We start from the raw sequence: 13,420 nt of genomic DNA on the forward strand, positions 1-13,420 counted from the left end.
ATGCAACGTGCGTCCAGATTCCGACAGACCCTCACCGCAGCGCTGATGACCGCGATGCTGAGCTGCGCCGTTCAGGCAGCGACCGTCCTGAAAGCGCCTCGCGAGGTGGTCTGGAAGGATTTTCTGGGCGTGAACGTGCAGTTTCAGTACTTTGCTCCGGACATCTATCAGCAACAGATGAACCGTCTCGACGAACTGGGCCTGAACTGGGTGAGGCTGACCATCCACTGGCCGATCATCGAGCCGAAGAAGGATCAAGACGCGCTGACCGAACTGGATGCCGCGAGGGCGGCCATCAAGACCCGCCACTACAACACACTGGCGTACCTGGTGGGCTCGGCGCCCTTCGCCAGCAGTGCACCGGCCGACGCGGCCAGCCGCGATCAGTACCCGCCGATGGACTTCAACCTCTTTGCCGCCCGCATGACCGCCCTCGCCCAACGCTATCCGCAGGTCGGCAACTGGCAGGTGTGGAACGAACCGAACATCATCTGGCTGCCCAAGGAAGACCCGGCAGCCTACGCTCGGTTGCTGACCACCACCGCCAATGCGATTCGCTCTGTGCTGCCGGACAAGACCATTGTGACCGCAGGCATGGCGTATTACAGCCAGATGCATAGCACCTCCGGTTATATGCTGCAGACGCTGATCGAAAACGGCCTTGGCAAACAGAATATCGTGGCCGCCTACCACCCCTACTCCGAGTACCCGGAAGGCGACTCGGTGCCCGACCGGGATTTTCTGGTGCGCGCCAACGCCATGAACAACCTGCTGCACGGCAACGGCGTCAGTCAGGTGTGGGCCACCGAATGGGGCTGGTCGAGCTATTCGGGTCCGGTGGAAATGCAGCGGCTGATCGGCACCGACGGCCAGGCGGATTTCACACTGCGCCGCCTGGCAATGATGAGCGCCATGGATTTCCAGCGCATCTTTCTTTTCAACCTCAGCGATCTCGATGAACGCGCCTCGGCCCGCGACCAGGGCTATGGTTTGCTTGATCTGCAAGCCAATCCGAAGCCGGTCTACACCGCGTTACAAAACTTTTTGTCCATCACCGGCCCGCGTTTGCTGCCTGCCGATGCGCCTGCCGTGAGCCGGGTGCCGGACGATCTGTATGCCGTGCCATGGAGCCGTGCCGACGGCACGCGCCTGCTGATGTTCTGGAGCGCCGCCGGCACCTCGCTGACCTTTCCGGACATCAAGGCCGCCGTATTGCATGACCCACTCACCGGCGGGCGTGTTCCGCTGTCAGGCAGCGAAGGCATTACGTTGCTGCTCAAGCCGACGCTACAGATTCTGGAATGGAAACCCTGATCCATGCGAATTCTATGGACAATCCCCTACCTGCCCTGGCCAACCACCAGTGGCGGCAAGACCCGGGAATACCATTTGCTGCGCAACCTGGCCGCGCGCGGGCATCACATCACCTTGCTGGTGCAGTCCAAGACCCCACTCGATGACAGTTGCCGCGCCGCGCTGGAGCCCTGGCTGGAACGCCTGATCGTGGTCGACCGACGCCCGCTGCTCAGCCTGCGCACTTTGCTGGCTGTCGCCTTCGCATCGCCCCCTATGCTGGCCAGCGTCAACGGCTATGCGCCGCAACTGGAGCAGGTTTTCGAAGACTTGCTCAAGGAAGACTGGGACATCATCCAGTTGCAGCACACCTATTCCTTCCAGCCTTTCGAACGCGCGCTCAAGCGCTCGGGCAAGCCGTTCGTGCTCACCGAGCACAACGTTGAATCAGACCTGGGTGCAGCCAGTTACGACCGCCTGCCACGCTGGGCCAGCCTGTTCGCCGTGTATGACCGCTGGCGTTACCGGCGCTGGGAGAAACGCGTATTCAAACAGAGCAGCGAGCTGATTGCCGTCACCGAAGACGACGCCAAGGCGCTCTCACGCCTGAGCGGCAGGGCAACGTCTTACGTGGTCAACAGCGTCGATTGCGGCCACTACGCCAGCGTTCACGCCGACCGCAGCAGCCAGCGTCTGCTGTTCATCGGCAACTACGAATACGGCCCCAATATCGACGCCGTCGAGTGGGCGCTGGACGACATCATGCCCAGGGTCTGGGCGCAGGCGCCGGAGGTGCGCTTTGCCATCGGCGGTTTTGGCATGCCTGACACCTGGCGCGAGCGCTGGCCAGATCCGCGTATCGAATGGCTGGGCTTTGTCCCGGACCTGCGTACCGTGCAGGCCACCGCCGCGATGTTTTTCGCGCCCTTGCGCCAAGGCGGCGGTTCCAAGCTCAAGACCCTGGAAGCCATGGCTGCCGGTCTGCCGGTGGTGACTACCGCGCAGGGTGTTTCCGGACTCTTCGTTACCAACGGCGAGCATTATCTGGGCAGCGAAGAAGCCTCCGGGCTGGCTACGCTGATCGTCGAATACATCGACAAACCTGCCCGGCTCGATCAGATCGGTGAGGCGGGCCGCATAGACGTGCGCACCCGCCATGACTGGTCTGTTTCGGCCGCTCAACTGGAAGTGATCTACACCCGTTTTTCGCTCCCCAAGCAAGGATCGCGCTCATGCGTATAGGACTTGATTACCGCGCTGCAGCCGGTTATCCCATCAGCGGCATCGGTCGCCAGAATTTCGCCCTTGAACGGGCCTTTCGCGCACAGCCGGACGTCCAGCTGCAACTGTTCGGCGTGGCCCCTTATGACCATCCGGTGCGTCGCCTGATGCATGCGCCGCGCTGGGCAGCGCCGCTGGACTCGGTGCATCGCCTGCCTGACCGGCTGCGCTTCGAGGGCGCTTACCTGCCGGAGGCGCTGCGCGATGCCGGGATCGAGATTTACGTCGCCAACATCAATATGGGCCTGCCGCTGGGCCGCAAACCGGCCGGAATGCGCTACGTATTACAACTGCATGACCTGTTCCAGCTCACCCAGCAGAACAATCACGGCTCACGCCTGAAGGCCCGGGTCTACCGGTTGACCGATTACCTGTCGATCAGGTGGTCGTTGAAAGTGGCCGACCAGATCTGGACGCCGTCACAATTCACCGCAGATGAAGCCGCGCGACTGTTCCCGCAGATCAAGCACAAGCTGCGCGTCATACCGTTGCTGGTAGAGAACTTTACTGGTGAACCGGCCGATATCAGCCAGTTGCGCCTGCCTCAGCGCTATTGGCTGTGCGTGGGCACACGCGAGCCGCGCAAGAACATCAAATGGTTCGTCGATGCCTGGCAGACCGCACGCATGCAGTTTGTCGACACCCCCGAGCTGGTGCTGGTGGGTGGCGATGAGCCGTTGACCGAAGCCCAGCGGCAGTTGCCGGGCCTGCACGTGCTGACCGGCTTGAGCGATGCTGAACTGCACACGGTGTACCGCAATGCCGAGCGGCTCTGGCAGCCATCGTGGTGCGAAGGCTTCGGCTTGCCGGTGATCGAGGCGCTCAATGTCGGGACACCGGTCGCGGTCGCCACAGGTTCGTCGCTGGATGAGGTGGCACCGCCCGACAGTCCGCGTTTTTCGCCCACCGACAGCGGCAACCTGATTCGCCTGATGGGCACCCTGTCGCAGGCAGCGGAAGATGATCCCGGCGTCGCCCGCGACTGGACCGAGCGCTATCACCTGGACGCTTTTTGCAAACGCGTGCACGACGCGCTGGAGGAGTTGCGCTGATGCCGCTGGCCATGCCTTTGGGCTTACTGTTCAGCCTGATGTTCGGCGTGATGATCTGGCTGCTGCCGGCACCGTTCGTGCTGCTGGCCGCGGTCGGCCTCGCGGCGGCGGCCACGGTGATTCGTCGTCCGCTCTGGGGCCTGTTGCTGTTCTGCCTGATCGGTACATTCCTGCCCTACTCGACCGTGCAGATCGGCGTTCGCACCACGGTCTCCGAAGCGCTGATCATGCTGACGTGGGGCAGTTACCTGTTGCAGGCGATGTTTCAGGAACAGCCTCGCGTGCCAGGCATGCTGCGCACCGAGAAACTGCTGGTGGCGCTGATGCTGTTCAGTGCCTTCCCGTTTCTGGTCGGCCAGTTGACCGTGGTCGCCGAGGGCAACGGCCCGATCAACTGGGTTCGCTGGCTGTTCAACCTGTCAATCCTGTTTCTGGTGCCGCGCCTGCTGACCGACCGCAAAAGCCTTGAAAAGGTGGTCATGGCCCTGCTCGGCGGGACCCTGCTGATGCTCCTGCTGTCGATTTCGATTTATGTCACCAAAGGCTCGGCGACCGCCATCATCCCGATCCTTGGCAGCCTGGGGTACAGCGGCGCGGATACCCTGAGCGAAAGTCTGCAATCGTTTTCCAGCCGCATGGGCTCGCCGTGGATGCACCCCAACGTGGCCGGCGGTGCGCTGGCGATGCTGATGCCACTGGCGTTCTGCTTCGGCATGACCCGCAGCGGATCGGCGCGCAGGCTGGGCCTTGCGGTAGCCGCGCTGGGCGCCATCGGCCTGTTGCTGACCGGCTCACGCGGTGCACTGGTGAGTCTGGTGGCGGTCATGCTGTGGATGGCCCGCCGACGTGTTCCGCACCTCGGACGCTTGTTGATGGGCGGCATGGTGGCCGGTGTCTTGCTGTTGATGTTCTATCCCCCGCTGCAAGAGCGGCTGATGGGGCTGTTCACCAATGACGACGTCAGCACGGCAATCCGTTTCCTGGAGTACAGCCACTTCCCGGACGCCATGGCCACGTTCCCGTTCGGCATCGGCTTCAAGACCGACCCGCCGGTAGTCGGCTATACCCAATTCGGTATCTCCAACCTGTGGTTGAACTTCATCTACAAGATCGGCCTGCCCGGCATGTTGCTGTTCATCGCCGTTACCGTCAGTTGGTGGAAGGAAGTACGCCCGGCACCCGGGCGAATCGTCCTGACCCGGGACAACGCCATCGCGTTGGGGTGCATGATTGGCGTGCTGTCGGCCCTGTTCAGCGGCCTGTTCGATCACTATTTCAGTTTTACCAGCGTGCTGGCCGCGCTGTTCTGGCTGTTTGTCGGCATCAGCCTGCATGAAACCAGACGCCTGCGCGCGCTGGCCGCAAAAACCGATGCTGCAAAAAACCCTAGACACTCCGTTGCCTCACCCGAGCTGGAAGCCTCCGTATGAAACACCGCATGCTGCACTCACATAACCTCCGAGAGGCGCTGCCTGATTACGCACGCAAGATGGCCGTGCCGCTTGAAGAGCTGGAAGCGGCTTACCAGTGGATGCTGGACAACGAAGTGTGTTTCGAGACGCGTATCAAGGAGCGCACGCTGTCGTTCATCTGCTACCTGAATATCGAGCCGCGAATCGAACATCCGCTGGCGCGACGCTTCTACAAACTGTTGGCCAGCGAAACCCTCGGCGCACTGATCCCCTTGTACGGGATCAACTGGCCGACCCTGCGCGACCGCATGCTGCGCGTCTGGGAGCAGGCCTATAACATCCTGATCTGCAAGATTCCGAGCCATACCCTGCGCCTGCTGTGGCTGCGCATTGGCGGGGCGAAGATCGGCAAGGGCTCGACGGTCTGGCGCAACACCGAAGTGCTGGGCGTCGACAGCCTGCGCATCGGCAGTGACACCACGGTGGGCTGGCACTGTCAGCTCGATGCCCGCGGCGGGCTGGTGATCGGCGATCACGTCACCATTGCCTCGCACGTGCTGATCATCGCGGGTGGACACGACCTCAACGAGCCTGAATTCTGGGCCGTCGGCGGGCCGGTGTTTATTCACGATTACGCCTGGATCTGCAGCCGTGCCCTGCTCTCATTTGGCGCCGACATCGGTGAAGGCGCGGTGGTCGGTGGCAACAGCGTGGTGTCCAAACCCGTCGCGCCCTACACCATCGTCAGCGGCCCGAATGCCGAGGTCAAAGGTGAACGCGCCCGTCACCTCAATTACAAGGTGGGCGGCAAAGGCCTGTTCACCTTGTTCCACTGATCAGCGGCGCGCGCGATGCTGGGTTCGACACTTTGGCTGACACTGGCCACCCTCACCGGCCTGGCAGCCGGTTTTGCCCGTGAATGGCTGCTGGTCGCGGTCTGGGGTGCAGGCAGCCAGAGCGATGCGTTTCTGGTCTCGATGTTTTTGCCTGAAGCGCTGCGCATGTCGCTGGCGGCGGGTTTGCTCAGTGCTGCCGCCTTGCCGCTGTATCAGCAGCGTTCTGCCGATCGGCAACAGCGCTGGCTGGGCGGCATGGCGCCGCGTCTGATGCTGGTTGGCGTGGGCTTGAGTCTGTTGCTGGCAATGGGTGCCGATGGGCTGGTGCGTCTGATCGGGCCAGGGCTTGATGCAGATGGCTATGCGCAGTCTGCCAGTGGTCTGCGCTGGCTGGCGTGGAGCGCGCCGGGCTTCCTGCTGCATGCACTGTTTTGCGTGCCGTTGCAGGCCCGTTCACGCTTTGTGCTGGCAGGCCTGGGCTCGCTGTTATTCAACCTGCCGCCGGTGATCTACCTCGCCGTATTCGGCCACGCGTCCACGTCCACCGGCCTGGCCAGCGCCTGCGTGCTGGGCAGCGTATTGATGCCGGCCGTCTTGTTGCCAGCCGTGTATCGCTCGGGCTGGCGACCCTGGCAGTGGCAATCGGAGGCCGGTGCGGTGCGCGAGCTGTTGCAACGTATCGGGCCGTTGTTGAGCAGTAATCTGGCCAGTCAGGGCCTGGCACTGCTTGAGCGAATGGTCGCTTCGCTGCTCGGTGAGGGCGCGGTGACCTGGGTCAACCTGGCGCGCAAGCTGATCAATCTGCCGCTGATCGCCCTGATGAGTCTGAATCAGGTAGTGCTCGGGCTGATGAGCGGCAGCGCAGGCGATCAGCGCCTGTCGTTACTGAGGCGCGGGCTGGGCAGTGCCACCTTGTTGACCTTGCCAGCCGTCGCCGGTCTGATCGGTGCAGCGGGCGCGCTGGTCACCCTGCTGTTGCCCGGTCAGACCCACGATGGCCCGCTGCCGGGGCTGCTGGCGTGGTTTGCCGTACCGCTGATGTTCGGCGCGTGGAATGCGTTGCTGGCACGCTATGCCTACGCCGCCGGTGACACGCGTCTGCCGCTCAACTGTGAGCTGATCGGCAGCCTGTGTAATGCACTGCTACTCGGGACACTGCCTTTTGTGTTCGGCCTGACCGGCATCGCCATTGCCGCGCTCGGCGGCGCGCTGGTCACCGGTCTGCTGCTGATGCGCCGTCAGGCGCTGTTGAGCGTGCTGCCGTGGCGCAGTCACTGGCTGCTGGCCAGCCTGTTGATGGTGATCGCTGCCCTGCTGCTGCATCCACTGCAAAACACCTGGCTGCAACTGGGGCTGAGTTGCGCTTACGGTGCGACGCTGCTGGTCGGGCTGGCGCTGTGGCTCAAGCCCTGGCGCAACGTGGCGGTCTGATCGGCGGCCTGGCGACAGGTGTCCCGGAAACGTTCCAGGCTCGGCGAGATGAACTTGTCGCGATGGCGAATCATGAAGAAGCGGCGATTCAGCGGCGGCAGCGGGCTGGCAAGCGTCTGCAGTTGCCCGCTCGCCAGCAAGTCAGCCACCACCCGGCGGGACAGGCAACTGATGCCAATGCCCTGCGCCAGGGTGCGTTTTATCGCTTCGGAGCTGCCTATCTGACGCATGTCTTTCAGGTCATGCAGGTGCCTGAGCAGCAGGTGCTCGACTTCCTCACGAGTGCCCGAGCCCGGCTCGCGCAACAGCCATTCGGCGTTCTGCAAATCACTCAGTGACACCTGTTTCTGGCGGGCCAGCGGATGAGTGCTGCCAGCAACAATGACCATCTCATCGACCCGCCATGGCTCGGCGATCAGTTCCGGCAAGTGACAGGGCGCCTCGATCAGCCCCATGTCGATCTCGAACTGCGCAACCTTGCGAGCGATCAGTGCGCTGTTGCCGATGTCTACGTCCACCCGCAGCAAGGGGGCCGAAGCGCGCAGTGCGCCGACAATCGACGGCAACTCGTAATTGCCGATGGTGCTGCTACTGCCGATGCGCAAACGGGCATTCAACGCAGCGTCGGGCAACAGAAAGCTGTCTTCGATCTGCTGCGCGTTTTCCAGCATTTGCATGGCGCGCGGCAATAAGGTCTGGCCGCTGTCGTTGAGTACCAGGCGCTTGCCCACCCGGTCGAACAGGCGAGTGCCCAGCGCGCTTTCCAGTTCGTTCAATGCCGCACTGGTTGCCGACTGGGACAGCGCCAGCGCGTTGCCTGCGCTGGTGGTACTGCCAAAGCGGGTGATCGCACAGAAAATCTGTAGCTGACGCAGACTGAGCCTCAAGGGTGAGCTCCGTGATATCTACCTGAAAATAAGGTAACAAAGACCGAGATTACCCGTTTAGAGAATTCATTGTCGATCTTTAAACTGCTGACAGCTTCCACCGCCGCCCGCAGGAGAACTTCATGAGCAGCTTCGCCACTGTCATCACGCGCCATGCGCCCTTCGCCGCCCTGGCGAGCCCGCGCGAAGCCATTCGCCAATTCACCCCCAACTGGTTCGCCGTCACCATGGGCACCGGCATTCTGTCGCTGGCTCTCGCGCAACTGCCGGGGAATCTGGCCTTCTTGCGCGACGCAGGTGAGGCGCTGTGGTTTCTGAATATCGCGCTGTTTGTTCTGTTCAGCGTGATGTATGCGAGCCGCTGGATATTGTTCTTCGACGAAGCCCGGCAGATATTCGGCCATTCAACGGTCTCGATGTTCTTCGGCACCATCCCGATGGGGCTGGCTACCCTCATCAACGGCCTGCTGGTATTCGGGCCAGCGCGCTGGGGCGATGCCGTGGTGCCGGTTGCCGAAGCGTTGTGGTGGCTGGATGTGGCGATGGCCATGGCGTGCGGTGTGCTGATCCCGTTCATGATGTTCACCCGTCAGGAACACAGCATCGAAAAGATGACCGCTGTGTGGCTGCTCCCCGTGGTCGCAGCGGAGGTGGCCGCTGCTTGTGGCGGGTCGCTGACAACGCATCTTGCCGCTGCCGACTCGCAGTTCACCGTGCTGATCACCAGCTATGTGCTGTGGGCCTATTCGGTGCGGGTGGCGCTGAGCATTCTGGTGATCCTGCTGTTGCGTCTGGTGTTGCGACAAACTGCCGCACGAAAGCATGGCGGCGTCGAGCTGGCTGGCCCTCGGGCCGATTGGTACGGGCGCATTGGGCATGCTGGTGATGGGCAGCGACGCCCCGGCGATCTTTGCCGCGCATGGGCTGGCGTCAGTCGGCAGCGTGGCGGCAGGCATCGGCGTGGTGGTCGGTCTACTTTTCTGGGGGCTGGGCCTGTGGTGGATGGCGCTGGCCGTGCTGATCACCGCACGTTATTTCAGGCAGGGCCTGACATTCAATCTGGGCTGGTGGGCGTTTACCTTTCCGCTCGGTGTGTACGCGCTGGCAACCCTCAAGCTCGGCGCCACGTTGCACCTGGGTTTCTTCGATGTCTTCGGCGTGGGACTGGTCGCGCTGCTGGCCGTGATGTGGTCGATCGTGGCGGTGCATACGGTGGCGGGTGCCTGGCGGGGTCACTTGTTCGTCTCGCCCTGCATTGCCGCACGAGTGTGCGCCGGTCGGTCAATCGCCTTGAACTAAGTTGAAGAGCAAGGCGCCTGAGACAGACACCTTCCGGACAGAGAGTATTCATGCATACCTCAGCACTTGCCGACAATTACGGCGCCCGTGACCAGAACATCGTTATCAACTCTTACACCACCGTACTGCGCAGGAATGGCGTCCCGCACGAGCTGTTCGCCACTTACTGGCGCGACGTTCACGGCCCGTTGTGCGCAAGGCTTCCAGGCCTGGGCTGGTATGTCCAGCATCACCTGACCCGAGAAAAGGATGCGCATCAGTGGCCGGTCATCGAAGGCGTCAAGCCTTTGCCGGGTTACGTGCTGGATGGCGGTGTGGAAATCGGTTTTCTGTCTGCCGAAGACCAGAAGCAGTTCAAGGACGCCAGCTCGCTGCTGTTTTCCGACGAGCAGAACATGTTCGAGGAAACCATCGCCTACGACGTGCTGGATGGCTCCAGCACGCTGGTGGATCGCCTGCCTGATCCGATCCCCAACGAAACAGCCATGCAGGACAAGATGCACCTGCACGTGCACCTTGCCAGTGATAACCTGCCTGCCGCACGCGAAGCGGTTGCAAAGCTCGCTCGCGACATGGCCGCTTCCGATGCCGTGCTCAAGTTGCGTCTGCACCTCGCGGAGCCCTACGACAACGCCCAGCCAGCCCCGCCTGCGCCGGACGTTAATCATGAAATCGAAGCATCCCGCCTGCATGTGGTCATGATGGAGCTGGTCTTTGAATCGGCCTGGACGCGCAGAACCTGGTATGCCAGCGAGCAGTTCAAGACGATCACCGAAGGCATCAGCGAGCATGTACGCTATATAACGCCGTTTGGTGTCAGTGGTGTCTACACCTATGTGCGCGACGCGATCATGACCACCGCAGGGATACGCGGCAGCCGCCAGGCGCAGTTGATCCGTCAATTGGGCGCAATCAACCAGACCCGCCCCGAGATCGAAAGCCTGTTTGGGGCGCAATCCGGGGTCTGACACGCGCCTGCCAGCCTGACCTGGTTATGGGCTGAGCTGAGTACGGAGCGTATCCCCGTTGAAGAACAGAGCGTTAGGTGAAGCCAATGGAAACGCTGACTACTCGTGAGGTGTACCAGCAACTGCGAGATGCAGCGATGGGCACGCGGCCGTTACAGCGTGTCGGCCAGCCTCCGCAAGACGGACTGCAGAATGTCGATATCGACGGCTGGCTGTTGACGCTCGAAGTCACTGAGAACAGCCCCAATCGCTGCCTGTATTGCCTCTGCCCGGATGGCCGGAAGGGCTCGTTGGAAAGCTGGTTGCGCACCGACCCGGTCAGCTTGCTCAGTGGCTGGGAAGCTGCGCAGATCCAGCGATTGCTGCGTGAGGCTGTTGAATCAGACATTGAGCTAAAGGGAGCCGGGCGTCTGTAGGAGCGACCGGGGCGGCGATCCGCATTGTTTGCGAAGGCGTCGTCTCGGGCAATTTATTCGCGCTTTGAGCAACGCCACCACCCCCCCTGAAATACCGCTCCACAGCCGCCCGCATTTTGGCTAGACTCAATCGATTGCTGAATCGTTTAACTCCACGATTGAACGATTCTTGCAAAAACATAATTCCAATAATTTCTGAAGGACCACCGCCATGAAATCCCTTCCCCTGCTCGTAGGCCTCGGCGCATTGACTGCAGCTTCCAGTGTTTTTGCCTGGGATTACGTGCTGCTCGATACCGACAAGGCTGCCCAGAATCAGCAGATCACCAGCCAGCAATTGGGCGTCAAGACAGACAAGCCGTTCACCATCACCCTGCGCACGTTGCACGGTGGTCGGCAGGAAGGCGTGAGCATTATCGACATCGACAATGGCACGATGAAGCTGTCGGTGGTGCCGACGCGCGGCATGAACGTATTGCAGGCGTCGGTTGGCGATGTGCGCATGGGCTGGGATTCGCCAGTCAAGGACGTGGTCAACCCGGCGTTCATCGAGCTCAACGGGCGCGGCGGGCTGGGTTGGCTGGAAGGTTTCAATGAGCTGGTCGCGCGCTGCGGCTACGAATGGGTCGGCCATCCGGGCATGGACAACGGCGAGTTGCTGACCTTGCACGGTCGCGCCGCCAACATTCCGGCAAGCAAGGTGACGCTGCAGATCGACGAAAAACCGCCGTATGCGATCCGTCTCAAGGGCGAACTGAAAGAACAGGCATTCAAGAAAGTCGACTTTTCGGTGCAGACCGAACTGGTCACCGAGCCTGGCAGCACGAGTTTCTCGCTCAACGATACGCTGACCAACAACGGCGACTATCCGAAGGAATACCAGGCGCTGTACCACAGCAATTTCAGCACACCGTTCCTGGAACAAGGCGCGCGCTTCGAGGCGCCGGTCAAGCAGGTGTCGCCGTTCAACGAGAACGCCAAGGGTGATCTGGGCGATTGGCAGACCTACCGCGCACCGACCCCGGATTACGACGAGACGGTCTACAACGTCGTGCCGTATGGCGATGCCAAGGGTGACACGCTGACCGTGCTGCACAACAAGGCCGGCAGTCTGGGTGTGTCCGTCGGTTTCAATACAAAACAGTTGCCAGTGTTCTCGCTGTGGAAAAACACTGACACCAAAGGCCAGGGCTACGTGACCGGGCTGGAGCCAGGCACCAGTTTCTCCTACAACCGCCGCTTCCAGCGCCCGCTGAATCTGGTGCCGACCATTGCGCCGAAAGAGCAGCGTCAGTTCCAGATCAGCTACAGCCTGCTGGCCGATAAAGGTGCAGTCGACAAGGCACTTGGGCAGATCAAGACGATTCAGGACGGGCGCGAGACCGAAGTCCGCAAGGAACCGCTGGTGGACCTGACCAAAGAGCAATAAGGGTTACCTGAGGCTTTTCAGCAACGCTTCTGAAGCAAGGCCGGATTTCGACGCAAGCCATTACGTCGAAATCCGGCCTTGATTCGTTGAGGCTGAAAAATTTACCCAACACTTGCGACTCTCGCCTGTCTACACCCTCTCAACCCTTCAAAGACGAGCATGAATATGAAAATCCTGATGGTTTTGACTTCCCATGACCAACTGGGCGATACCGGCAAGAAAACCGGTTTCTGGCTCGAAGAGTTTGCTGCACCGTACTACGTGTTCAAGGATGCCGGTGCCGAGGTCACGCTGGTTTCGCCTGCTGGCGGTCAACCACCGCTTGACCCGAAAAGTGATGAGCCTGACGCACAGACACCTGAGACCGAGCGTTTCGCCAAAGACGCCGATGCCAAGAAAGTGCTGGCCACTACCGGCCGTCTGGCTGACGTCAACGCCGCCGATTTCGATGCCGTGTTCTATCCAGGCGGCCACGGCCCGCTGTGGGACCTGGCCGAAGACAAGCACTCGATTGCCCTGATAGAAGCTTTCGCGGCGGCAGACAAGCCACACGGTCTGGTGTGCCATGCACCCGGCGTGCTGCGTAAAGTCAAAGCACAGAATGGCGAGCCACTGGTCAAAGGTCGCCGTGTCACTGGCTTCACCAACAGCGAAGAAGAAGCCGTCGGCCTGACCGACGTCGTACCTTTTCTGGTGGAAGACGCACTCAAGGAACTGGGAGGCGATTACTCCAAGGGTGATGACTGGAGCGTTTACGTGCTGACCGACGGCAAGCTGGTCACCGGGCAAAACCCGGCCAGCTCTGCCCAGGCAGCCAAAGACGTGCTGACCTTGCTTGGCTGATGCGGTTTGCGTGGTTCGGTGCCTGACAACACCGCACCGGACCGCGCGTCATATAAATCGAATCTTGCTGATCCGCCACAGCCCAATATCCAGATAGCCCGTCCATCTGGAGAACAGTCATGAAAGATGAATCCCAACGCGAAGACCTCGATCACAAACCGGAAAACGCCGGCAAAGTGGGCGAGAAGAACAAAGCGCTCAATCAGCAAGGTGAACAGGCGCGACCTGCAACCTCCCCCGACCCGCAGAAAGACAAGTCCTGACAGGCTCGAA

12 protein-coding genes and 1 pseudogene are annotated in these 13,420 nt (G+C 61.4%); 12 read left to right on the top strand and 1 reads right to left on the bottom strand.

From position 1 onward, the window contains the following. Genes I9H07_RS14495 through I9H07_RS14520 form a run of 6 tightly spaced genes read left to right on the top strand, consistent with a single transcriptional unit; the run spans nucleotide 1 to nucleotide 7,305 of the window. Nucleotides 1-1,314: a cellulase family glycosylhydrolase gene (locus I9H07_RS14495; protein ID WP_236533847.1), complete on the top strand. Its 1,314-nt coding sequence runs from the start codon at nucleotides 1-3 to the stop codon at nucleotides 1,312-1,314. 3 nt (nucleotides 1,315-1,317) lie between these two features. Next, a complete protein-coding gene (locus I9H07_RS14500) occupies nucleotides 1,318-2,535 on the top strand; it encodes a glycosyltransferase family 4 protein (RefSeq protein WP_236533848.1) in 1,218 nt (405 codons plus the stop codon). Further along, a complete protein-coding gene (locus I9H07_RS14505) occupies nucleotides 2,526-3,626 on the top strand; it encodes a glycosyltransferase family 4 protein (RefSeq protein WP_024675119.1) in 1,101 nt (366 codons plus the stop codon). Before I9H07_RS14500 ends, I9H07_RS14505 begins: the two co-directional genes overlap by 10 nt. Beyond that, a complete protein-coding gene (locus I9H07_RS14510) occupies nucleotides 3,626-5,056 on the top strand; it encodes an O-antigen ligase family protein (RefSeq protein WP_058391885.1) in 1,431 nt (476 codons plus the stop codon). Before I9H07_RS14505 ends, I9H07_RS14510 begins: the two co-directional genes overlap by 1 nt. Further along, nucleotides 5,053-5,874, top strand: a complete 822-nt coding sequence (locus I9H07_RS14515) for an acyltransferase (protein ID WP_058391884.1) — start codon at nucleotides 5,053-5,055, stop codon at nucleotides 5,872-5,874. Before I9H07_RS14510 ends, I9H07_RS14515 begins: the two co-directional genes overlap by 4 nt. Before the next feature lie 15 nt (nucleotides 5,875-5,889). Continuing rightward, nucleotides 5,890-7,305 carry a lipid II flippase MurJ gene (locus I9H07_RS14520; protein ID WP_236423501.1) on the top strand — a complete coding sequence of 472 codons (1,416 nt, stop codon included), beginning with the start codon at nucleotides 5,890-5,892 and terminating at the stop codon, nucleotides 7,303-7,305. On the opposite strand, the gene I9H07_RS14525 is transcribed toward I9H07_RS14520, so the two are convergent. Beyond that, nucleotides 7,239-8,192 (bottom strand): LysR family transcriptional regulator, encoded by a 954-nt coding sequence (locus tag I9H07_RS14525; RefSeq protein WP_236423503.1) that lies wholly within the window; start codon nucleotides 8,190-8,192, stop codon nucleotides 7,239-7,241. The genes I9H07_RS14520 and I9H07_RS14525 overlap by 67 nt on opposite strands. A 122-nt stretch (nucleotides 8,193-8,314) precedes the next feature. On the opposite strand from I9H07_RS14525, the pseudogene I9H07_RS14530 reads away from it, so the two are divergent. From I9H07_RS14530 to I9H07_RS14555, 6 genes and pseudogenes are all read left to right on the top strand, one after another. Continuing rightward, nucleotides 8,315-9,491, top strand: a pseudogene (locus I9H07_RS14530) (TDT family transporter). Between the two features lie 50 nt (nucleotides 9,492-9,541). Then, on the top strand, nucleotides 9,542-10,459 hold the full coding sequence (locus I9H07_RS14535) for an EthD domain-containing protein (RefSeq protein ID WP_236424326.1): 918 nt from the start codon (nucleotides 9,542-9,544) through the stop codon (nucleotides 10,457-10,459). 86 nt (nucleotides 10,460-10,545) lie between these two features. Then, the gene (locus tag I9H07_RS14540; RefSeq protein WP_236424324.1) at nucleotides 10,546-10,875 is read left to right on the top strand and encodes a DUF7693 family protein; all 330 of its coding nucleotides are present in this window, start codon (nucleotides 10,546-10,548) and stop codon (nucleotides 10,873-10,875) included. Nucleotides 10,876-11,086: 211 nt separating this feature from the next. Further along, nucleotides 11,087-12,304 (top strand): aldose 1-epimerase family protein, encoded by a 1,218-nt coding sequence (locus tag I9H07_RS14545; RefSeq protein WP_236424322.1) that lies wholly within the window; start codon nucleotides 11,087-11,089, stop codon nucleotides 12,302-12,304. A 165-nt stretch (nucleotides 12,305-12,469) separates the two neighbouring features. Beyond that, nucleotides 12,470-13,147, top strand: a complete 678-nt coding sequence (locus tag I9H07_RS14550; RefSeq protein WP_024675128.1) for a type 1 glutamine amidotransferase domain-containing protein — start codon at nucleotides 12,470-12,472, stop codon at nucleotides 13,145-13,147. A 119-nt stretch (nucleotides 13,148-13,266) separates the two neighbouring features. Then, a complete protein-coding gene (locus I9H07_RS14555) occupies nucleotides 13,267-13,410 on the top strand; it encodes a hypothetical protein (protein ID WP_236424320.1) in 144 nt (47 codons plus the stop codon). Nucleotides 13,411-13,420 lie beyond the last annotated feature (10 nt).

Source organism: Pseudomonas syringae, from assembly GCF_023278085.1.
GTDB lineage: Bacteria > Pseudomonadota > Gammaproteobacteria > Pseudomonadales > Pseudomonadaceae > Aquipseudomonas > Aquipseudomonas syringae_Q.